The sequence below is a fragment of the Pedobacter sp. ASV28 genome, from assembly GCF_016428855.1.
Taxonomy (GTDB): Bacteria; Bacteroidota; Bacteroidia; order Sphingobacteriales; family Sphingobacteriaceae; genus Pedobacter.
Map to the genome: position 1 here is coordinate 66,061 of NZ_JAELTN010000002.1, position 23,096 is coordinate 89,156.

The window sequence follows — 23,096 nt, forward strand, 5'->3', positions numbered from 1 at the left end:
ATGAATTATTCTACTTTAAAAAAGGGCGTTGCAGCTTCTTTGGTAGCATTAATAGGAGTTACTTCTATTGCAAGTGCTCAGGATGCTCCTGCAACTACCTCTTCTGCCAAAGTCTTTGGAGGAAGAGCCCAGTACAGAACGTGGTCATTAGGTATTAACGGTGGTGTTTTAGCTCCTGTAGTATTAACTGGTGGTTCTGACGATTTTACTAATTGGGATGTAAATTTAGGCTACGGTATTTCATTACGTAAGCAATTAGGTCATGCTTTTGGTTTAGAAGGTAACATTTTCCGTGGTAAACTATCTGGCTCTAACAAAGATGCTGTTGGTAGTGCCGTTGGTGGAATTAGAGAATTCAAAACTGACATCCAATATTCAGCTGACATCAGAGGTGTTGTTAACGTAGCTACTGTTGACTTCTTACGTCGTGAGAACTCTGTGAACTTCTTTGTAACTGCAGGTTATGGTGTTGTTGCTTTCAATCCGATTGTAACTACTACTGCTGGTGAAGTTAACAATAAAGGTAAATTCGGTGACGATAAAGACAAAGATTTTATCAAACAAGCTTACATTCCTGTAGGTGCTGGTATTAAATTCAAAGTGTCTGACCGCGTGTCTTTCAACTTGGCTTATACCATGAACTTTGTTGATGGAGATAACTTGGATGGAGTTTATGCTAAACTTCCTTCTAAAGATAAATTCTCTTACGGTTCTGCTGGTTTAGAATTCTCTTTAGGTTCTAAATCTAAACCAAACTTGGATTGGGTTAACCCACTTGCTTTAATGTATGATGAATTAAAAGATCCTTCATTACGTCAAGAAGTTGAAGCATTGAAAAACCGTGTTTCTAACGTAGAGAAATCTGTAGAAGATTTGAAAAGAGATAGCGATGGAGATGGTGTTGCTGATATGTTCGATAAAGAGCCAAATTCTGCAGCTGGTGCTGTTGTTGATGGTTCAGGTCGTACAATCAAATTCCCTGAGCAAACTACTTCTGTAGTAGCTCCAAGTGGTGTAACTGGTTTTGAGAATATCCAATTTGAGTTTAACAGCTCAGTATTAAAAACTGAATCTTATCCAACCTTAGATAAATTATCTTCATTATTGCGTGAAAACGGTGGTAAAGTAACGTTAGCTGGTCATGCTTCTAGCGAAGGTACTGCTGCATACAATATGAAATTATCTAAAGATAGAGCTAACTCTGTAAAAACTTACTTAGTAAACTCTGGCGTTAACGCTAGCAGTGTAGCTGTTAAAGCTTACGGCGAGACTAGACCAATTGCTTCTAACGATACAGAAGAAGGTCGTATCCAAAACCGTCGTGTTGAGAGCACTAGAAATTAATATTTCTTAAAAGAAACATAAAAAAAGAGTCCCAACTTAAGGTTGGGACTCTTTTTTTATGCCTAAATTTGTATCATGTCAAATCCACCAAAGAACAATATAAATATTAAGATTATGCATATCATCAATAACCTTGCTATTGGAATATTTATATTGGGCATTGCCTATAAACTTTTAGAAACCTTTATTTTGAACAAACCATGAAACAGATTATCAATACTACCAATGCCCCAGCTCCAATAGGCCCATACAATCAGGCCATCATTGCAAATGGTTTTTTATTTGCTTCTGGACAAATCGCCATTAATCCAGAAAATGGAGAATTGAACGTAAGTTCTATTAGCGAAGAGACCCATCAAGTTATGCGCAATATTAAGGCTTTATTGGTAGAAGCAGAATATGAATTCAAACACATTGTAAAAACCACCATTTTCTTGTCTGATATGGCTTTATTTACTGAAGTAAACGAAGTATATGGCTCCTACTTTCAAAGTGATTTTCCAGCCAGGGAAACCGTAGCTGTAAAAGGTTTGCCAAAAGGGGTCAATGTAGAAATATCGATCACTGCTTACAAAGGTTAAAATTGACCGAAAATAAATCAAAGTACCTACTCTCGGCATTTTTGTCGGCCTCTATTTGGGGTTTCTTTTCCATTCCGTTAAGGAACCTCAAAACTTATCCTTCTGAGCAAATCTTATATTATAGAATATTTACTTCATTAGTAGTAATATGGCTCGCTATCCTGTTATTCAGAAAAAAAGAGCTCATAAAGGATATTCGATATATCCTATCTAGTCATACCAAAACCAAATGGACCATAGTGCTACAGATCATTGGCTCTACCATCTTGCTCACCTTAAATTGGTATACTTTTATTTATGCCATTAATCATATTAGCATAAAATCTGGCGCTTTTGCCTATATGGTATGTCCATTAATTACGGCATTTGGTGGATACCTTATTTTAAAGGAACATTTGTCCAAGCTTCAAATACTTGCCCTAGGCACAGCTACCCTCAGTATTCTGATGTTGGCTACAGGCTCTTTGATCGAAGTTACCTGGTCCATCATCATTGCGGCACTTTATGCTTTCTATTTGATAATCCAAAGAAAAATGCAGCATTTAGATAAGCTAAATGTATTGGCTTTTCAAATTAGCATTGCCGTACTGCTCATGCTGCCATTTTTTATCAAAGACTATACCGTAATACAAAGCAATCTTGATTTCTGGCTCAATATTGTACTTATTGCTGTTGTATTTACCATTGTTCCTCTATTCTTAAGCCTGTTTGCCTTAATTGGCATTCCTTCTTCAACACTAGGTATTATTATTTATATTAATCCCATCATTGCTTTCAGTATTGCTATTTCCCATTTCAATGAGAAAATTGATCCACACCAATTATTGGCCTACCTCCTTTTACTATTTGCCGTTTTTCTATTTAATTGGCACTTGATAAAAGATATGCTTACTTTTAAAAGAAAATAATACGTTTTGTTTGCTTCGAACTTAGATACTTCTTTGGTATACCTTAAGGGCGTAGGGCCTAAACGTGCCGAACTTTTACAGAAAGAGTTAGGTTTTTCTACGTATGAACATCTTTTAAGCCATTATCCATTCAGGTATATAGACAGAACACGTTTTTATAAGATCAATGAACTTCTACCCGATATGCCCTTGATACAGGTGGTAGGCAAGATCATGACTAAAGAAACAATTGGGGAAAAGCACAAGAAACGAATCGTTGCTAAATTTGCCGATGATACCGGAACAATGGAATTGGTATGGTTCCAGAGTCTAAAATGGGTAGAAGAACACATCTATCGCGGCAATAACTATATTGCCTTTGGCAAGCCTAATTTCTTTAACGGAAGTTTCAGTATTTCCCATCCAGATCTGGAAACCTACCCAAGGCAAAATGGGAGCGTTACCGGAAACCTTACGCTACAACCGATCTATAATTCTACCGAAAAACTTAAAAAGGCTTTTTTAGATAGTAAGGGCATACAAAAGCTCATTTACCATATCATTGAGCTTCATATTAATGAGATAAGGGAAACCTTGCCCAAGTATATCCTAGATAAATATAAATTGATTGGGAGGAAAGAAGCCATTATCAATATTCACTTTCCCGCCAACACCAACATGCTGCAACAAGCGGAGAGGAGATTAAAATTTGAAGAGCTCTTTTTCATACAGCTACAGTTGTTATATAATAAACACCTCAGAAGCTTAAAATTTAAGGGATCTCTTTTTCAAAATGTAGGGGAGAAAGTAAATACTTTTTATAATGAAATTATTCCCTTCGACCTAACAAATGCGCAGAAACGAGTAATTAAAGAGATAAGATTAGACACACAAAGGGGTTCCCAGATGAACCGCTTGGTACAGGGCGACGTTGGAAGTGGTAAAACGGTAGTGGCGTTAATGAGCATGCTCTTGGCCAATGATAACGGTTATCAGGCCTGTATGATGGCTCCCACCGAAATTCTTGCCCGCCAACATTACGAATCATTGGTGGGCATGTTAAAAGGGGAACTGGTAAAAGTTGGCCTATTAACTGGCAGTACCACTAAAAAGCAACGGACAATTTTACATCAACAGCTAGAGAATGGAGAAATAGATATTCTGGTAGGGACCCATGCCTTAATTGAAGATAAGGTTCTGTTTCATAATCTTGGATTAGTGGTTATTGACGAACAACATCGTTTTGGCGTAGAGCAACGAGCAAAACTATGGAGAAAAAACAGTATTCCTCCGCACATTTTGGTCATGACCGCAACGCCCATTCCAAGAACCCTAGCCATGACTTTATATGGCGATTTGGATGTTTCGGTCATTGATGAATTACCTGCAGGAAGAAAGCCCATAGACACTAAACACCTTTACGAAAATCAGAGGATGCGCATGTTCGGCTTTATGAAGCAGGAGATTGCCAAAGGGCGACAAGTATATATAGTTTATCCCCTGATTAAAGAAAGCGAGAAGTTAGATCTCTTACACTTGGAAGCAGGAATAGAGCAATTGAGCTATCAATTTCCTCTACCTCAATATCAAGTGAGCATTGTACATGGCAAGTTGAGCAATGCAGATAAGCAATACGAAATGCAACGATTTATTGATGGAAAAACACAGATCATGGTTGCCACTACCGTGATAGAAGTAGGGGTAAATGTACCCAATGCCTCGGTAATGGTAATAGAAAATGCAGAACGTTTTGGCCTCTCACAACTGCACCAGCTACGAGGAAGGGTGGGGCGTGGTGCAGAACAATCTTTCTGTATCTTAATGTCGGGCAATAAGCTAAATCCTACCTCTAAAAAGAGATTGGAAACCATGGTAAGAACCAATAATGGCTTCGAGATTTCAGAGATCGATTTAGAATTAAGGGGACCTGGCGACATTACGGGTACGCAGCAGAGCGGAACTATAGAGCTGAAAGTTGCAGATTTGGCCAAGGATCAAGTTATCTTACAAGAAGCCAGAAATACCGTAATCGAGATTTTCGATCAAGATCCCCAACTTGTCGACCCAAACAACAGTTTGTTGAAAAGCTTCCTAGCTAAACGAAATACGGGAATTAGTTTTGATAAGATTTCATAGAGAAAAAAAACCATTTCTCATCGTTTCGAAACGGAACAAAGTGACTTGAGAAAGCTCGTTTGAAAGTGCTCCCGAAAGAGATTTATCCTCGTCCCTAGCTGAAAAGATGCTGCATAAGACTTACGAAGTTTAACTTTTGTTTGTTATGGTATCGTAAAGTTGAGGGCTACGCCGTTTAAAAACTTCGTAAGTATTTCTAATCAAACAAATTCAGTTGATTGGTCGGTTTTTTAGCTTTGCCAAACACTGTTCTACCACCATACTTCCATGATTCGGCTCGTTCTTTAGCAATCAATTCATCAAAATTCCCATTTGGAATAAAGTCTTTTTCTACTCGGGAAGCAATTTGCGAGAGTGATTTAATGGCTTGAATTTTATCCGTATTTCCAATCTTTGCTTTCTTAATGGCATCATTTAACGTTTTGATGGTTTCGTCGTAAATATTCACAGGTACAGGAAAAGGATGGCCATCTTTACCGCCATGGGCAAATGAAAATCGGGCTGGGTCTTTAAATCGTGATGGGGAACCATAGATCACTTCGCTTACCAGGGCCAAAGACTGTAATGCTCTTGGTCCTAGGCCTTCCAATAATAGTAATTCGTCGAAATTAGCGATATTGTTATTTTGTGCCAACCAAAGTATGGAACCCAATCGTTTTAAATCTACATCTTTAGCCTGCACATCATGGTGTTTTGGCATCACTAACTTGCAAATTTCAGCCAGCATTTTTTGGGGCGGTTCTGCCATCATTTCCAACATTGATTTTTTTAGGGGCTGCGCTCTTTTGTCGGTAAGGTTTAAGATTTTGCCTTGGTTTTCACCATAGATAAAGGTATGCGGTTCTTCGGTAAAAGATTGGACGTTGGAAGAATGCCAATGGTAGCGTCTGGCTGTTGAACTTTCATCGCTCATCCCTTGTTGAACAACTGTCCAATTACCTTCATTACTGATGATAAAGTGATGTTGGTACAACTGAAAACCGTCTTGTATGGCCGTATTATCTACCTTAGCTGTCAATTTACTACACTTCACCAAATGTGTAGCGTCCAGGCTGTTCAGTTCGGAAAATTTGAGGAGCTCAGAAGGCGTATTCCTTGACAGTTTTCCCTTGCCCCCACAAATCTGAATCCCAAATTCTTTAGCATGTGGATTGATGGCCTTTTTTAGTGCCCCCATAACGGAGGTGGTTATGCCAGAAGAGTGCCAATCCATACCCATTACCGCTCCCAAACTCTGAAACCAAAACGGACTGCTCATTCGACTAAGGAAATCATCCTTTCCTTTACTGGCCAAAATTTCTTCAGTAATGGCTAAACCCAATTTGCCCATCCGTTCCGCTAGCCAAGGCGGCACAGAGCCGTAGTGTAAGGGTAAATCTGCAATCCCTGCTCTTTTCATTTTGCTAACAAATTTAGCAAAAAGAAGCTGGTTTTAATAATTTAAAATTTATTTATCTTTTGTGGTATAAAACCCATATAACTTGTTTTTATATAAATAGGATGCCAATTGATAATTAGCAATGGCCTGGTTGGTAAGTTCATTATCTGTGGGAACTAGTTTTGAATTTCCATTCGTAAAATCCGGTCTAAAAGTACCTACTTTTTTATTTGGATCTAAAATGATCAGCTTATTGTTCTTAATATACCCCAAACTCTGATAAGTACTAATGAACGCACGATGATTGCTATTTTTTTTATTAAAAACATCCTGTCCAAAAAACTTACTTTCATAGCTAAAGTTTAAATAACCCAAAATGGTTGGACCAATATCAATTTGGGCCGTTAACCCTTTGAATTTCGCTGGGCGAATATTAGAAGGGGAATAGAAGATCATTGGAATATGGTATTTATTTACGGGAAGTTCTACTTTTCCTGCACTAGAGGCACAATGGTCGGCTACAATCACAAAAAGTGTATTAGAAAACCAAGGCTTTTCTTCAGCTTCTTTAATAAATTTACCTATGGCATAATCTGTATATTTAACTGCCCCTTCTCTTCCTGTATGCGAGGGTATATCGATCCTCCCTTCTGGATAGGTATAAGGGCGATGATTAGATACGGTCATGATATGGGCAAAAAACGGTTTATTTTTTCTATATTCTGCATCCAGTTCGCGAAGAGATAACGTAAAAAGATCTTCATCTGCTACCCCCCATATATTTGAATAATGGATTTCATTTTTTTTCAGGGCACTTCTATCTATAACTTGATAGCCATTCTGTGAAAAAAACTCATTCATATTATCGAAATAACCATAGCCTCCATATATAAATTTACTATCATAGCCTTTCGACCTAAAAACATTCCCCAAAGTAAACAGATTCCTGTTATTGGGGCGCTTGACAATAGATTGGCCAGGCGTTGGGGGTATACAAAGAGAAAGCGCTTCCAAGCCTCTTACCGTTCTTGTTCCTGATGCATAGAGCTTTGTAAACAATATTCCTGTTTTGGCCAGTGTATCTAGGTTTGGCGTAATGTGCTGTGTATTACCAAAACTCTCCATGAAATTAGCGCTTAAGCTTTCCACACTGATCAGTACTACATTCATTCTTCTTTCTGCACCGGCATAACTAACCTGCCTAGACAGAAGACCGTTGCCCGCACTGTTTGGGTCTATATTCAACTCCTGCTTGATCAAGGTGATGGCCTGTTTAATAGGAAGGCTTTTGTAAAAAGAATCGTAATCAAGTTCATTATGCCAAAACGCAAAACCAAAGTCATACATCCCATTACCAGAAAGTTCATTTACATATGGATTGGCACTCAGGTTTTTCCATTTATGATCTACCAAAAAATAAGTAGCCAATGGAAAGAGCAGCCATAAAACCGCATACTTTGTTCTTTTTGCCCACCTCATTTGATGAAAAGTAGACAAACAGAAAGCCTTTCTCACCAAATAGGTCACCATACCGGCAACAATAAACATCACTCCAATAATGGTATTTATAGGATAAGATTGACGGATATTGCCAATAACTTCGGTGGTATAAACCAAATAATCTACAGCAATAAAGTTATAACGCACCGCAAATTCTTGCCAAAAGAACCATTCGGATATGGCATTAAAAAGCAAGGTAAAAACAACTACAAAGAAGCAGAGGCTTAATAGTATACGGCTATTTTTTTTCCCATACCATTTGGAAGGAAAAACCCATAAATAAAGTATCAAGGGAATACTAGCATAGGAGGCCGCTGCCAGGTCATAAAGAAATCCGATTAAAAAAACCCTGATGATATTTAGAATTGACCAATCAAATGAAGCATAAGAGCTTAAGAGCAGTACAATTCTGGTAAGTAATGAGATTCCACAAAGTAACAATATTCCCAAAACCACAGGTCCAAATCTAGATTGGAATACCTTTTTGATCTTGTTAAAATAAGACATAAGATATTTATTGATTAATAAATAAACATCAAAAATATCTTTCAATTCTGAAGAAAATCTGAATTTTACTGTATTTTGTCAGCTATAGCTGATTATTTTCTAGGTTTATAGCTAAAGTTAACGCCCAAGGTACCGTTTTGATACATGGGAACAAGTGTAAACTGTTGTTGGCTAGAAGTAAGAAAATGTTTTAAATAAGGATAGATCAAATAGGTAAGCTTAGTTGATAACATACCGAAGCCCGCACCAGCAACCACATCGCTTAACCAATGTTTATTATTATACATTCTCAAAATACCCGTTGTCATGGCAACAGCATATCCTGTGTAACCATACCACGGAGACTGTCCCTTAAATTCTTGATGTAATAGCTCTGCCGCAGCAAAAGCCGTAGCGGTATGTCCAGAAGGAAAGGAGCTATAAGCTGAACCGTCCGGTCGCAAACGATTGGTATGGCTTTTCAGCGTAGAGACCATCGCTGTAGTAATTCCAGAGGTAATCAAAACCATAGCCGTTTGATCTATCACCGAGTTTTTTCCCTTTATCCCAGCGATGTCCAAGCCATATACCGCTATAAGTGGGGCAAACTCTAAATAATCATCTACATGCGCAGCAAACCTTGGATGATCTTCCGTCAATTCCGCCTTGGTGCTCAAGTCCAGGTCCCGTATCGGATTATCCCCCAAAGAAATTAAACCATAGGTCACAAAAGCAACGGGAACAATATAAGATTGGTATTTTTTGGGATTAAAGAAATGATGCTCAACCGCTGTTTTGCTGATTAAGGTGTCTACTTCTTGTGCTTTTAGCTGTAAAGAGAGGCCAATGAGAAAGATTAGCAGCTTTTTCATAAGTATGATTTGGCGCTAAACTAAAAAGCAAGCCTGAAGAAATTCTGTAGTTAGAATATAACTCGGAAAATATGCAGTCCCTGATGATAGTTATACTCGATATGGAAATGGTATAAGCCTACAATTTGTTTAGCAATAGCTAAGCCCAAGCCCATTCCTTCTGAGGAAGATGCTTTGTAAAAACGCTCAAAAGCCAATTGTCCGTCAAGCGCTGGTTCTTTACTGGTATTTGAAACGACCAGCTCTTTGTCATTCAGTGTAACATGGATGCGCCCTCCCATCTCGTTATGCCTAATGGCGTTACTTAATAAGTTGTTCAAAAGGATATCAGCCAAATACCTACTCATTATCACTTCCTTATCTTCTAACTGCTGCTCCAGCGCAATCTGTTTATTGTGTATCAACTCTTGGAACTGCTTGAGTTTTTGCTGCACCAATTTCCCCAAGCTAATTTTCTCCTGTTCGGGAATGAGATTGTTTTCGATTTTAGCCAATAACAGCAATGAAGTATTCAATCTGCCTAATCTACCTACAGCATGATAAATCTCATCAATTAGTACTGCCTGGCTTGGTTCAAGAGGTTTATCTTGGAGCAATAAATCAAGTTTAGAATTAATAACGGCCAAGGGGGTTCTCATCTCATGCGAAGCATTATCTGTAAAGGTCTTGAGCTCCCTGTAATCTTTCTTTACCCGATCTGCCATACCAGAAACCGCGGTCTGAAGCTCGTTGAACTCGTCAATCTTGGTCTCTTGCATTTTTACCCCTTCATTCTGGGCTATGTTAAAAGCTTTCATTCTATTTAAGGTATCATAAAATGGCTGCCAAATGCGCTGTAGCACAAAACGGTTAATGAGGAATAGAGAGACCAAGAGTAAAATAGTCACCGCTATGGTAATCAAAAATATGAATTGCACCAAATCTTCGGATTCTACCCTAGATTTACTAATCGTGACCTGATAGTTATGGTTATTTAAGCGGACACTGGTTACCAAACTCCTACCCGGTTCTGTTTTCTGCTCTTCTTCGTTATAGAAATCACTGTAGAAGAAATCTCTTTCTATTTTATGGTCAGCATTTAATTTTAGATAAGTAACCTTCTGATGTAGGAAGTCTCCCGGAGATGGCAATTTATTATAGTTGCGCACATAGGCCTCGATCTCCTTTTCCTCAATGACCAGGTCTCGATCCATTTTATCAGTAAGTATAAAGTGGATTGCCACATAATAAACTACCCCAGTAATTACCAATATGACCAAAGAGGTTAACATATTTGCCCTATTGTATCGCTGTGCTAACCTCATATGGCTTCAAATTTATACCCTACACCATACATTGATTTAATGTAATCTTTAGCCCCCGCTTCTACCAGTTTTTTTCTGAGGTTTTTAATATGGGTATAGATAAAATCGAAATCATCAGATAAATCAATCTCATCTCCCCAAAGATGTTCGGCAATAGCATTTTTAGCAATAACCTTACCTTGGTTCGATATAAAGTAAATCAACAGGTCGTATTCTTTTTTGGTCAGCGCAAGGAGCTTATCTCTTACTTTGACTTCCATTCCCATTACGTCAATATAAATTTCGTTGAACGATATTACATTGTTTCCACTGAAGTTTTTTCTACGTATTACCGCCATGATCCTGGCCTTGAGCTCCGATAAATGAAAGGGCTTCACTAAATAATCATCCGCTCCCAGATCTAGGCCATTTAGCCGATCATCCAGCGAATTTCTGGCAGAGATGATCAGCACACCTTCCTTCTTGTTCATTTTTTTGATTGCTCTCAAGATTTTCAGGCCATCACCTCCCGGTAAGTTGAGATCAAGCAATATACAATCATAGCTGTACAAATTAATCTTCTCCAAGGCACCTCCATAATCAATAGCGACTTCACAAAGGTTTCCTTCTCCTTTTAGGTAGGAAACGATACTTTCCCTTAAAGGTTCTTCGTCTTCGATCAGTAGGATTTTCATACGTACAAAAGAAGCATATAATTCTGTAGTAAAATTGATGGAAGATGAAGTTACAACTTTATTTGATTAAGATAATAACCGACCCTATAACAATTAGCAGACCTCCAAATAAAGTTTTAGCTTCTATCGGCTCTTTTAAGATTAAAAATGCAAGACCTAGTGTAATGGCCAAACTTAGTTTATCAATAGGTGCCACCTTGGCTACATCGCCAGTTTCGAGCGCTTTAAAATAAAAAATCCAAGACAGCCCTGTTGCCAAACCTGACAGCCCTAAAAAAATGAGGTTGTTTTTATTTAGGGTCTTAAGCTCCTTAAGCTCTCCACTAAATAAAACTATTCCCCACGCAATAAACAAGACAACAACAGTGCGGATAGCAGTAGCCAGATTCCCATTAATACCTTTAATTCCGATTTTTGCAAGGATAGCCGTTCCAGCCGCAAAAAATGCCGATAGCAATGCATAGATTTTCCACATAGCTTTTTTTACAAAGCTGATATTATATGTTCATAAAAGCAAGTTTCTCTTTCCAACTTCCAATTTCCAACAGATTTACATATTAATTATGTGGTAAAATTATAAGATGTATAAAAAGACTATATTTATATTATTGCTGGTTTTTCCACTTTTCGTTGCTGCGCAAACCAATGGCATAATCTCCGGCAAAGTCATCGACAGCATATCTCTAAAGCCGATAGAGTTTGCAACGATTGCGCTGATGTCTCCTAAAAGCAAGATCCCAATTAAACAAGAAACGAGCAATGCAAAAGGCATTTATAAGTTTGATGGGCTTATTAATGGAACCTACTATATCATTGCCAGCTTCATTGGCTTTAACCATTATCAATCTATGACATTTGTGATTGATGCAACACATCAAAAATTAAACTTCGATGTAAGATTAAGTGGTGAAGCCAAAAAATTGAACGAAATTACGGTTACCTCCAAAAAGCCATTATATAGCAACTCAATAGATCGAAAGATCTATCATGTTGACCAAGATATTATAGCAAAAACCGGCTCGGCTAGTGAAGTCCTACAAAATGTCCCATTAGTGCAAGTAGATATTGAGGGAAATGTGAGCTTAAGAAATTCATCTGCCACTATTCTCATCAATGGGAAAGTTTCACCAATTATGGGCAAAAATGCCGCTGCCGCATTACAACAATTGCCCGCCAACAGCATAGAGCGTATAGAAGTGATTACCAATCCATCTGCAAAATACAAGCCAGATGGCACCGGGGGCATCATCAATATCGTATTAAAGAAAACCGTTAAACCTGGTCTTAATGGGGGTGTTACCGCTAGCATCGGAAATCAAGATAGGTCTAATGCTAATATTAATTTGAATTATAAACCCAACAAGTTAAATATTTATGGCAGTTACAGCATCAGAAAAGACAATAGAATTAGGTTAACGACCAACCAAAGGAAGCAAACAGATCCAACAACTCATTTAACCGGTGATTACCTTGATGAGATAAGAGGAAGTTCCAAGCCTTTTTCCAATACGGCAACCTTAGGTATGGAATATGCTATTGACACTAAGAACAGCATAGGCATTGCCGGTAACTATTACTTTCGCAATATGCATAAACATGATGTTACTTTAAAAAATTCAAACATCGGGGCAGAGCTGATTTTCGACTATAACAGAATAAGGACCAACTATGAATATGAAAGAGAGGCTGACGCCACATTCTTCTTTGAGCATAATTTCAAAAAAGAAGACCATAAAATAAGATTTGAATTCAATATCGCAAAAGCTCCAGAAGTAGAAGATAATCACTATATCAATTCTTATAGAAAACCAATTATTGCCGATGAACTAGATAATACCCTGATCAAGCAAACTTCGACCAATAGACAACTTAACCTTACCTATGAACTGCCAATAGGAGAAAAAACAAAGTTAGAAATTGGTTACGACGGTCAATACAATAAGCATGACATGGATTTTTTTGGTGAATCCTACAGTTACTCGCAACAGCAATTTATCACAGATTTGACCAGAACCAATCATTTTATCTACCATGAAAACATTCATGCCATTTACAGTACCATGGAACAGAATTGGAAAAAATTTGGGCTAATGTTTGGATTAAGGGGAGAATATGCCGACTTAAAATCTCACTTAATAACTACAGAAACACTAATTCCCAATCATTATTTCAAGATATACCCAACGCTGCATTTTTCTTATAGATTAAGGGACAATAAAGAGCTGCAATTAAATTATAGCAGAAGAGTGAACCGACCAGAAGGTGATGATCTAAATCCTTTTGCAGAGTATGCTGATCCAACAAATATCCGCGTTGGCAACCCCTACCTAAAACCAGAGATTATACATTCGATAGAAATAGGTTATAAATGGAGCCATAATAATTTTAGCATTCTGCCAGGTATTTATTACCGCTATAAATACAATGGTTTTACTTCCATCACCGAACCATTAAACAATACAACATTAATTACTACAAAACAAAATCTGGCCAATGACAAAGCTATTGGTGCAGATGTAGTTTTTTCAGCTAACCTGAAGGATAAAGTTCGTATTCATCTTACACCAAATTTATTCTACAGCCAAATTGATGCTTCAAACCTTGGTTTCGGCACCCAAAAAAATACCGTTACCTGGAGTGCCAACTTAAATGCAAGCTACACCGTTATTGGTGGCACCAATCTGCAGGTAAACTCAAACTACAGGGCCGCAAGATTAACTCCACAGGGCAGATATTTACCAAGTTTCGTACTAAACCTTGGTGCCAGACAAGAAATATTTCATAAAAAAGCTTCTGCCTTCCTCACTTTATCAGACGTATTTAAGACCCAACAACAGCGGGCTGAACTAAGTAGTCAAGGCTTGGAACAGGATATATTTATACGCAGTAATTCAAGAATTGCCTACGTAGGCATGAGCTATAATTTTGGCCTAGTCAAGAAAAAGAAAGAACTCACTTTTGATAATACACTTTAATAAATTTATATGTCAAACTTCAAGAATACATCGATCCCAATTTTATTTTTGCTCCTCTTTTCATTGACCGTTCGATCACAATCAACTACAACAACCATTTCGGGTATAATAAAGGACAATAAGAGTAAAGCGGTTATGCCCTATGTAAATATAATTGTAAAGCATAAACCCGATCAGAAATTTGTAACCGGCACCATTACAGATGAAGAAGGCCGTTTCAAATTAGCAGAATTAGCCAAAGGAAGTTACAACATTGAGTTTTCTCTGGTTGGCTACCTTAAAAAAGTACAGGAGGTTAACATTGGCACATTGAGTACTTTTTTAGATCTCGGTGAGGTTTATTTAAATGAAGATGCCCAAACGCTAAACACAGTAACTATAGTATCGCAAGCCAGTGAAGGCCTTTCAGACAAAATGGACAAAAAGACCTTCACTTTGGCCAATAATGTAGCTCAATCTGGCGGTTCGGTTTTACAGGCCATGCAAAACTTGCCTGGTGTAACTATTCAAGACGGCAAAATACAGCTAAGAGGTAATGATAAGGTGGCCGTTTTAGTAGATGGGAAACAGAATGCCATGACGGGCTTTGGCTCCCAAACCAGCTTGGACAATATACCTGCTTCGGCAATTGAGCGTATAGAAATCATCAATAATCCTTCCTCTAAATACGATGCCAATGGAAATGCTGGTATCATCAACATCATTTATAAGAAAAATAAACAAGAAGGGTTTAACGGTAAAATTGGTTTAACTTCTGGGTTGGGTGCCCTTTGGGTTAGAAAAGAAAATCTCCCAGACATCAGGCCACAATATCAGGCCACGCCAAAAATCAACCCTTCGTTATCCCTAAATTATAGAAAAAACAAGCTCAACACCTTCTTACAGGCAGACTGGTTATACACACAAACCTTGAACAGGAATGAATTTGCCACCAGAACCTATGATGATGGAACAGTCATCAACCAACAGGTAAAGCGTAACCGAACCACCACTTACAGTACTGCAAAAACAGGGATAGACTGGAATCCTGATGAGTATAACTCCTTAACGATTTCCGGCTATTTTAACCGAGAAAAAATTATTGACAAAGGAGATATCCCCTATTTCAATACCGACTTTTCACAACGTTTGAGATTATGGCAGTTTTTGGAAGATGAAGTTAAATATACCGTAACAGGTTCGGCCATTTATCAACATAAATTTAAGCAACCGGGGCATTTACTGAACGCCTCTTTAAATTATACTTGGCACAGGGAGGATGAAAAATATTTCTTCACGAATATAATGCCCACTTTTACCGGAGAAGATGCCTTTAAACTTTTATCTGATGAGCATGTTGTTGATGTCAGTTTAGATTATATTAAGCCATTGAAACAGGGCAGAATTGAAACGGGTATAAAGCTCAGAAGAAGAACCATTCCAACCGATATGCAGTTCTTTCCCGGATTAAATTCTCCGTTGGATGTAAATGCTGGTGGATGGGCCGACTACAAGGAAACCATTCCTTCGGCCTATGCCAATTACATTTTTGAGAACAATCACATTGAACTGGAAGCAGGGCTTAGGTATAAATATGTAAAAGTTCAATATGACGTCAACCCTAATCATAATACTTATCAAAGCGATGGTTATGATTATTTCCGTCCATTCCCAAATCTTCGTTTTGCCTATAAAATCAATGAACAAAATAAGCTTTCGGTTTTCTATAACAGAAGGGTAGACAGGCCAAATGAGGTGGATATCCGAATTTTCCCAAAATATGATGAACCGGAATTGCTAAAGGTCGGCAATCCAACCCTGCGCCCACAATTTACAAATACCATAGAACTGGGTTATCGGTTAAATTGGCAAAAAGGAAACATTTATTCTGCCGTATATCATAAAATGATAGATGCGACCATTACGAGGATTGCTACTGCAGTTCCGGGAAGTACGATACTTTATAACATCTTTCAAAATGCAGGAAAGAGCTTTAATACTGGCGCCGAAGTAACCTTACAACAGGGATTGTCCACTTGGTTTTCATTTAATGCCAGTGCGGCTCTTTATCAAAATAAAATCAATGCTTTTAGCATCACGAATCGATACCCCGTACCCACCACCTATCAGTTGCCCGAAGAAAGCATTACCTCCGGCAACATCAAGCTGAATAATATTTTCAAGCTAAAAGGACAAACACAAATTCAGCTTTCTGGGGTCTACTTAGCGAAGGACATTATTCCCCAAGGCACCATCGGTTCAAGATTTTCGATAGACTTGGGCGTGAAAAAAGCAATACAAAAAGGCAAGGGCGAAGTCTTCTTAAACGGTAACGATATCTTGAATACCCTACAAACAAAAAAGATCATTACAGGTAACGGTTTCACCTTAAGAAGTACCGATTATTTAGAGACCCAAGTATTCAGAATTGGTTATAGCTATAAATTTTAATCTATAGATGATCTATCTTATTCATTTAGCCATGCATAATTCGTGGCTAAATGAATAGCTTTAATCTTCGTCGCTTCCCGGCAAAGAACCCGAACCAGAATAAGCTCCTTTACGAATAATTGGCATTTTCAAGTATTTATACAGCTCGTCTAAATGCATTAAGCTCGCATTGGTCAGATTGCCCAAAAAGATCACTACAATATCTTTATCCAGGTCACGCACATAGATATGGCGGAAGCCATGCCACCAACCCGTATGGTACACCACCTTATCCATATTCTTTCCATCGAACATACGCCAACCGTAACCATAGTTAAAATGGCCATTCACTGGTTTATTTCGGCCTACGTAAGCAGAATCTAGGCTAGATTGCTTTAATAACCTCCCATTTCGAAGATATTTATCATACAAGACCAAATCATGCAGCGTACTATAAATTCCCTTGTCGCCAACTGGGCCATCTAAAAAATTTTGTACCACAGAATACCTAAAGCTGTTGCGATCATGACCAACCACGTCGACAGGGATCTTCTCATATTCGGCAGTAGAGTATACATGAGTGTTTTTCATACCTGCCGGTTTAAAAATATGCTCCATCATATATTGCGAATAACGCTGACCGGTCACTTTTTCGATGATGGCCCCCAACACCATAAAATTGGAGTTGTTATAATGAAAAACATTGTCTGGCTTAGTATATCTGTTCGGTTTCTTTTCGGCAATAATTTGCATCACTTCTTGGTTAGAAACCCCTTTTTTCATGTTTCGCTTTTCTTTCCTCCAAATATCATCGATGAAATAAACATAGTTCATCATGCCACTGCGATGGGTAAGCAACAGTTTTACGGTGATCCCTTCATAAGGAAAATTAGGGAAGAATTTCTTAACGTCGTCGTTTACGTTCAGCTTGCCCGCCTCCACCAACTGCATAATGGCCACTCCCGTAAACGTTTTGGTAATAGAGGCCAGCTCAAATTCAGAGTTTATTTTTAGGCTATCCCTATGCAGATAATCGGCCCAACCTTTTGCACCCTGATAAATAATTTTTCCTTTTTTAGCAACCAATACATTACCATTAAAAGCATATTTCTTATGCAGGTTCTGTACAAAATCGGCAATCCATTTATCTTCTTTCTTAGGATCGTATACCAACAACAGGCTATCGGCCTTATCGTCTTCTACTACCCTTACTTTTTTATCTTGGGCTAGTTTTTTCTCTTTCTCCTCCTTGCTGGTGCAAGAGGTAACACTTATGATGATTAATGTAGCCGCAGCCAATAGTAAACGAAACTTCATGTAGGTATAACACAGGTTTAAAAGCTGGAAAAATACGCATTATTGTAGTTTTAAACGCAAAAGAGTTTTAAACATTGCCAAAAAAAGAACTTTGTTTTTATCACAAAGTAAATACCATTTATATTGCCATATCCATTTCAAAATCTTTAAATTTGGCACGAAAAAATAGCAAACATCATGAGTTTCAGAATAGAACACGATACCATGGGCGAGGTACAAGTGCCCGCAGATAAATATTGGGGCGCACAAACCGAACGCTCACGTAATAATTTTAAAATTGGTCCAGAAGCCTCCATGCCAAAAGAAATTATCCATGCTTTTGGGTATTTGAAAAAGGCTGCTGCATTAGCCAATACAGAATTAGGTGTATTATCTCAAGAAAAAGCAACCTTAATTGCCAAAGCTTGTGATGAGGTGATTGCAGGTCAATTAGACGATCAGTTCCCTTTAGTTATCTGGCAAACCGGTTCGGGCACACAAAGCAATATGAACGGAAATGAGGTAATTGCCAACCGAGGCCACGTTTTAAATGGAGGCAGCCTTGCCGATGATCACAAGATTCTTCATCCAAATGATGATGTAAACAAATCACAATCGTCAAATGACACCTACCCAACAGCTATGCATATTGCCGCTTACAAACAAGCGGTAGAAGTGACCATTCCAGGGTTGAAGAAACTGAGGAATACCTTGGCCAAAAAGGCAGAAGCTTGGGGTGATATTGTTAAGACTGGCCGTACGCACTTCATGGATGCTACGCCATTGACTTTAAAGCAAGAATTTTCTGGCTATGTACAACAAATTGATAATGGTTTAAGAGCCATTAAAAATGCACTAGAAATGATTGGCGAATTGGCCCTTGGTGGCACGGCGGTAGGTACAGGCCTAAATACGCCAAAAGGTTATGACGTATTGGTTGCTCAAAAAATTGCCGAGTTAACAGGCTTGCCTTTTGTAACTGCTCCAAATAAATTTGAAGCTTTAGCAGCCCATGATGCCATGGTAGAACTTTCTGGCGCCTATAAAAGAGTAGCCGTTTCCCTAATGAAGATTGCCAACGATATTCGTATGCTAAGCTCTGGTCCACGTTGCGGTATTGGGGAGATTATTATTCCCGACAACGAACCTGGATCATCCATCATGCCTGGAAAGGTTAATCCAACACAGCCAGAAGCTTTGACCATGGTTTGCGCACAGGTAATGGGTAACGATGTTGCGGTGAGCATAGGTGCCAGCAATGGTCATTTTGAGCTCAATGTGTTTAAGCCTGTAATAGCAGCAAATGTTTTACAGTCTGGCCGCTTAATTGGCGATGCCTGCGTATCTTTTAATGATAAATGTGCCGAAGGCATTGAGCCGAACAAACCGGTCATTAAACAACACATGGAAAACTCGTTGATGTTGGTTACTGCTTTGAACCCTCATATTGGTTACGAAAATGCCGCTAAAATTGCGAAAAAAGCACATAAAGAAAATAAAACATTGCGTGAGGCCGCAGTAGAACTAGGTTTGCTAACCAGCGAACAGTTTACGGAATGGGTAAAACCCGAAGAAATGGTAGGCAGTTTGAAATAAGGTTTGGGGTTGAAAGTTAAAAGTTTAATATTGAAGCAATGATGAATAAGAGAAGCCTTTACGTTTTACTTTTTTCTTTCAACTTTTTTCTTCTTTTCTTCTCCTGTTCCCGGCTGCCCGATGTACAAGGGAGAGGCGAAGTTTTCCTGCAAGGGATCTGGAACCAAGATAGCATTGGTCATCAGGCACAGTTACAATCTTATACCCAACACCGTTTTAAATTTACCTGTGATTCGTTTTATGTTGATTTTACCACACATGCCAAAGTCAACTATTATGAAGAGAACTGTTTTAATAACGGATTATGGAAAGAATACGCAAAAGGTACTTATCAAGTAAAAAATGACACCTTGGTATTAGTGGGCGATTTTACCAAGGCAAATTACAAACAGAAGGTTTCGGGATGTTATAGGAATGGACGCTATATTAGTAACTTCAAGGTAAAATCTTGGAGTGCCGAAAAATTAGCCTTGGAAAATTTAAATGATCAAACTGAAATAGAACTTAATTTAAAAGAAAAAATTACCTGCGTGCCAAAAGCGCTTTAAAAAATAGAAAATGAAATTAAAAAGATTAATTCTGGCATTTGCCTTTATTTACACACCTATTGCCGCTAGCGCTTGGGGTGTTTTAGGCCATCGCATTGTAGGCGAAATAGCCGATAGTTATTTGAGCCCCAATGCCCGCAAAGCGGTTAAGCAGATCTTGGGCAACGAAACCTTAGCCATGAGCGCCAACTGGGCCGATTTTATCAAATCAGATACAACTTATAAGTACTTAAGCCCTTGGCACTATGTAAATTTACCTGTTGGATTGGACAGAAAAGGTTTAGATGGTTATTTAGATAATTTCACAGAACCAAACATCTACAACAAGGCCAATGAAATGATTGCCTTGTTAAAAGATCCAAAAACGCCTGCAGAAAAAAAGGTATTTGCCATGCGGATTTTAGTTCATTTAATTGGCGATATGCACCAGCCAATGCATACGGCCAGAAAAGAAGATTTGGGCGGAAATAGAATTTCGGTTACTTGGTTTGGTCAAAAATCAAACTTGCACAGGGTTTGGGACGAGCAGTTGATCGATTTTCAGCAGCTTAGCTATACGGAATATACCAAAGCCATCAACTTTGCCACACCAGAACAATTAGCCACCTGGAACAAGGCGAGTATTAAAGATTGCATTTTTGAATCGTATCAAGTTTGTAACCAGATTTATGCTACAGGCATCAAAAACGATGATAAATTAAGTTACAACTATAACTTCGATTGGATTGCCACCTTAAATCAGCAATTACTTAAAGGCGGTGTGCGTTTGGCTAAAATCCTCAACGAAATTTACAAGTAACAGGTTAATTGTTTGAATTGATAAATTGTTTAATTACCGGCCAATTAGTACGTCGGTATTTACTCTTTTGTCCTTTCTCTTTAATCTTTGCTCCTTCATCCTTGTTCTTCAATAAATGAAAATACTCATGGTTTGTTTGGGCAATATTTGCCGTTCGCCCTTGGCACATGGCATATTGCAACATTTGGCTGATCAAGAAAATTTAGATTGGCAGGTACATAGTGCTGGTACTGGCAATTGGCACGTTGGTAGTCCACCAGACCGCAGAAGTATACTAGCGGCAAGAAGCTTGGGTTATGATATTTCTACACAAAGAGCGAGGCATTTCAGTCCTAATTTCTTCGACGAATACGACCACATCTTGGTAATGGATAAAAATAACCTAAAAGATGTTTTAGCATTAGCCAGAACTGATGAGCACAAGCAAAAAGTAAAGTTATTTTTGGTGAATGAACAAGAGGTAACCGACCCTTATTACGACAATGATTTATTTGAACAAGTGAGTAGAGAAGTAGAACAACGATGTAAAGAATTATTAAAGGAGCTAACGGTTTAGCTCCTTTTTTTATTAAACCAATATCTCATTTAGGTCACTTGGTTCGTTACCTTTAATTAATGTGGCAACCGAAGCTAAGGTGCTAGCCGCAATTTCTGTAAGTGCTTCTTCGGTAAAAAATGCTTGATGACCTGTTACCAAAACGTTAGGAAAGCTGATTAATCTTTGAATATCATCATCGCCAATAATACTGCCTGATAAATCTTTAAAGAATAGCTTCTCTTCCTGCTCGTAAACATCAATGGCTAAGCCCGAAATTTGACCTGTTTTTAAAGCTTCGATCGCATCTTTAGTGTGTATTAAAGCACCACGACTTGTATTGATAATTACTACCCCTTTTTTCATTATTGCCAAACTGTTCGCATTTATCAAATATTTATTTTCTTCGCTTAAAGAACAGTGCAAAGAAATCACATCAGCTTTGCTAATCACATTTTCAAATGGTAGATAATTTACACCCAATTGCTTTAACTCTTCACTTTCATAAAGGTCGAAAGCAATTACTTTACAGCCGAAACCTAACATGATTTTACAAAATGCAGCTCCTATTTTGCCTGTACCAATTACGACAACGGTTTTTTGATAAAGATTAAACCCCATCAATCCGTTTAACGAAAAATTCTGCTCTCTTGTTCTGTTATAGGCTTTGTGCGTTTTGCGATTGAGGGTTAATAGTAGCGCTATTGCATGTTCTGCAACGGCTTGTGGTGAATAGGCAGGCACTCTGCAAAGTCTCAATCCATGTGCTGCAACGGCATCCAAATCAACATTGTTAAAGCCTGCGCAACGTAAAGCAATTATTTTGACTCCTTTTTCCGCTAATGCTGCAATTACTGGAGCAGTAAGTTGATCGTTTACAAAAACACATACGGCCTGATAATTATCTTTTTTTATGGCATCAACAATATGTGGCCCCAAGTGGGTTTCCCAAAACTCTAGCTCAAAATCATGAGTTTCGTTACTCTTTTCAAAAAACTGTCGGTCGTATGGCTTGGCCGAAAAAAATAGGATCTTCATGTGCTTAAAATACGAAATAAAAAGTTCCGATTAGATTTTTCTACCGTGGCATAGATAATTCGATATTTTTTTGCTGCGTAAGGTAAATATAATTGAACATACAGAAGGTCGCTATTGCACCAAAACTGTGCCACAGGAAATGTGTCCCTACACTTAACCATGCCCATTTGTCGGCTATCCGAAAAGTAAGGGCCAAAGCAAAAGCCAAAAGTGCATAACCAACCCACTTTCCAGATCTCCAGTTGGTGTAAATCAAATAGTTTAAGACTGGCACAAGAACCAAGAGGGCCATCATGGCATAATTCAAGTTTATGAACAATTGCGTGTTGTCTGCCGTTAACCAATCTCTCAAAAAAAACTGGAGGCCCAAGTATCCAAAAACCATCAGGACAGCGTAATACCACCTCGTGCTCTGGGCTAAAAAATAAATGCCAGCTGAAATGCACAATAACATAATGGGTATCCAATCCATCATAATGAAAATACGCCATTGCCTTAAGGTATGATACGTTGCCCCTCCAATACCTCCCACGTATAACAACACCAAACAATAGCCCAAGAACGGATTCCCCTTAAAATCACCTTTAATTTTAACGGTCCAATAAATGGCTATGATTAAGAAAAATGCAGAAGTTATGGCATTTAAAGGCTCAGGAAAGAAATTGGCCAAATTGGTTTCTGTATATAACATCCCGCCGTCAGGAGGGCGCTGGTCCATTAACATCATGGTGGTTTTAT

At 38.3% G+C, this 23,096-nt stretch carries 19 protein-coding genes; 10 read left to right on the plus strand and 9 right to left on the minus strand.

The genetic code is table 11. From position 1 onward, the window contains the following. The 4 genes from JHD79_RS01160 (at window position 1) to recG (ending at window position 4,948) form a co-directional block, all read left to right on the plus strand. Window positions 1-1,344 carry an OmpA family protein gene (locus JHD79_RS01160; protein WP_199117251.1) on the plus strand — a complete coding sequence of 448 codons (1,344 nt, stop codon included), beginning with the start codon at window positions 1-3 and terminating at the stop codon, window positions 1,342-1,344. Window positions 1,345-1,544: 200 nt separating this feature from the next. After that, window positions 1,545-1,925: a RidA family protein gene (locus JHD79_RS01165; protein WP_199117252.1), complete on the plus strand. Its 381-nt coding sequence runs from the start codon at window positions 1,545-1,547 to the stop codon at window positions 1,923-1,925. 2 nt (window positions 1,926-1,927) lie between these two features. Continuing rightward, window positions 1,928-2,833 (plus strand): EamA family transporter, encoded by a 906-nt coding sequence (locus tag JHD79_RS01170; RefSeq protein WP_199117253.1) that lies wholly within the window; start codon window positions 1,928-1,930, stop codon window positions 2,831-2,833. Between the two features lie 6 nt (window positions 2,834-2,839). Further along, window positions 2,840-4,948 (plus strand): ATP-dependent DNA helicase RecG, encoded by a 2,109-nt coding sequence (gene recG, locus JHD79_RS01175; RefSeq protein WP_199117254.1) that lies wholly within the window; start codon window positions 2,840-2,842, stop codon window positions 4,946-4,948. 196 nt (window positions 4,949-5,144) lie between these two features. On the opposite strand, the gene JHD79_RS01180 is transcribed toward recG, so the two are convergent. The 6 genes from JHD79_RS01180 to JHD79_RS01205 all read right to left on the minus strand — a co-directional run bounded on the left by JHD79_RS01180 (window position 5,145) and on the right by JHD79_RS01205 (window position 11,637). Next, window positions 5,145-6,347 (minus strand): DUF763 domain-containing protein, encoded by a 1,203-nt coding sequence (locus JHD79_RS01180; RefSeq protein ID WP_199117255.1) that lies wholly within the window; start codon window positions 6,345-6,347, stop codon window positions 5,145-5,147. A 48-nt stretch (window positions 6,348-6,395) separates the two neighbouring features. Then, window positions 6,396-8,333, minus strand: coding sequence for an LTA synthase family protein (locus JHD79_RS01185; protein ID WP_199117256.1), 1,938 nt, complete (start codon window positions 8,331-8,333; stop codon window positions 6,396-6,398). Between the two features lie 92 nt (window positions 8,334-8,425). Beyond that, window positions 8,426-9,184, minus strand: a complete 759-nt coding sequence (locus tag JHD79_RS01190; RefSeq protein ID WP_199117257.1) for a phosphatase PAP2 family protein — start codon at window positions 9,182-9,184, stop codon at window positions 8,426-8,428. Window positions 9,185-9,234: 50 nt separating this feature from the next. Next, complete coding sequence (locus tag JHD79_RS01195) at window positions 9,235-10,488, minus strand: HAMP domain-containing sensor histidine kinase (protein ID WP_199117258.1); 1,254 nt, start codon at window positions 10,486-10,488, stop codon at window positions 9,235-9,237. Next, a complete protein-coding gene (locus JHD79_RS01200) occupies window positions 10,485-11,162 on the minus strand; it encodes a response regulator transcription factor (RefSeq protein ID WP_199117259.1) in 678 nt (225 codons plus the stop codon). The genes JHD79_RS01195 and JHD79_RS01200 overlap by 4 nt, the downstream gene beginning before the upstream one ends. Before the next feature lie 58 nt (window positions 11,163-11,220). After that, window positions 11,221-11,637, minus strand: a complete 417-nt coding sequence (locus tag JHD79_RS01205) for an EamA family transporter (RefSeq protein ID WP_199117260.1) — start codon at window positions 11,635-11,637, stop codon at window positions 11,221-11,223. 106 nt (window positions 11,638-11,743) lie between these two features. Between JHD79_RS01205 and JHD79_RS01210 the strand changes: the two genes are divergently transcribed. After that, a complete protein-coding gene (locus tag JHD79_RS01210; protein ID WP_199117261.1) occupies window positions 11,744-14,137 on the plus strand; it encodes a TonB-dependent receptor domain-containing protein in 2,394 nt (797 codons plus the stop codon). Window positions 14,138-14,146: 9 nt separating this feature from the next. Further along, window positions 14,147-16,567 (plus strand): TonB-dependent receptor domain-containing protein, encoded by a 2,421-nt coding sequence (locus JHD79_RS01215; protein ID WP_199117262.1) that lies wholly within the window; start codon window positions 14,147-14,149, stop codon window positions 16,565-16,567. A 60-nt stretch (window positions 16,568-16,627) separates the two neighbouring features. Here JHD79_RS01215 and JHD79_RS01220 read toward each other — a convergent pair whose 3' ends face one another. Next, complete coding sequence (locus JHD79_RS01220; protein ID WP_199117263.1) at window positions 16,628-17,863, minus strand: serine hydrolase; 1,236 nt, start codon at window positions 17,861-17,863, stop codon at window positions 16,628-16,630. A 177-nt stretch (window positions 17,864-18,040) separates the two neighbouring features. Here JHD79_RS01220 and fumC point away from each other — a divergent pair, with 177 nt between their 5' ends. From fumC to JHD79_RS01240, 4 genes are all read left to right on the plus strand, one after another. Next, window positions 18,041-19,438: a class II fumarate hydratase gene (gene fumC, locus JHD79_RS01225; protein ID WP_199117264.1), complete on the plus strand. Its 1,398-nt coding sequence runs from the start codon at window positions 18,041-18,043 to the stop codon at window positions 19,436-19,438. Between the two features lie 38 nt (window positions 19,439-19,476). Then, entirely contained in the window at window positions 19,477-19,986 is a 510-nt protein-coding gene (locus JHD79_RS01230) for a fumarate hydratase (protein WP_233164512.1), read from the plus strand. Window positions 19,987-19,996: 10 nt separating this feature from the next. Then, on the plus strand, window positions 19,997-20,785 hold the full coding sequence (locus tag JHD79_RS01235; protein WP_199117265.1) for a S1/P1 nuclease: 789 nt from the start codon (window positions 19,997-19,999) through the stop codon (window positions 20,783-20,785). Between the two features lie 115 nt (window positions 20,786-20,900). Further along, entirely contained in the window at window positions 20,901-21,341 is a 441-nt protein-coding gene (locus JHD79_RS01240; RefSeq protein ID WP_199117266.1) for a low molecular weight protein-tyrosine-phosphatase, read from the plus strand. Window positions 21,342-21,353: 12 nt separating this feature from the next. On the opposite strand, the gene JHD79_RS01245 is transcribed toward JHD79_RS01240, so the two are convergent. Together JHD79_RS01245 and JHD79_RS01250 are read right to left on the minus strand one after the other, a co-directional pair. Beyond that, the gene (locus JHD79_RS01245) at window positions 21,354-22,358 is read right to left on the minus strand and encodes a 2-hydroxyacid dehydrogenase (protein ID WP_199117267.1); all 1,005 of its coding nucleotides are present in this window, start codon (window positions 22,356-22,358) and stop codon (window positions 21,354-21,356) included. A 40-nt stretch (window positions 22,359-22,398) separates the two neighbouring features. After that, the gene (locus tag JHD79_RS01250; RefSeq protein WP_233164513.1) at window positions 22,399-23,076 is read right to left on the minus strand and encodes a hypothetical protein; all 678 of its coding nucleotides are present in this window, start codon (window positions 23,074-23,076) and stop codon (window positions 22,399-22,401) included. Between the last annotated feature and the right edge of the window lie 20 nt (window positions 23,077-23,096).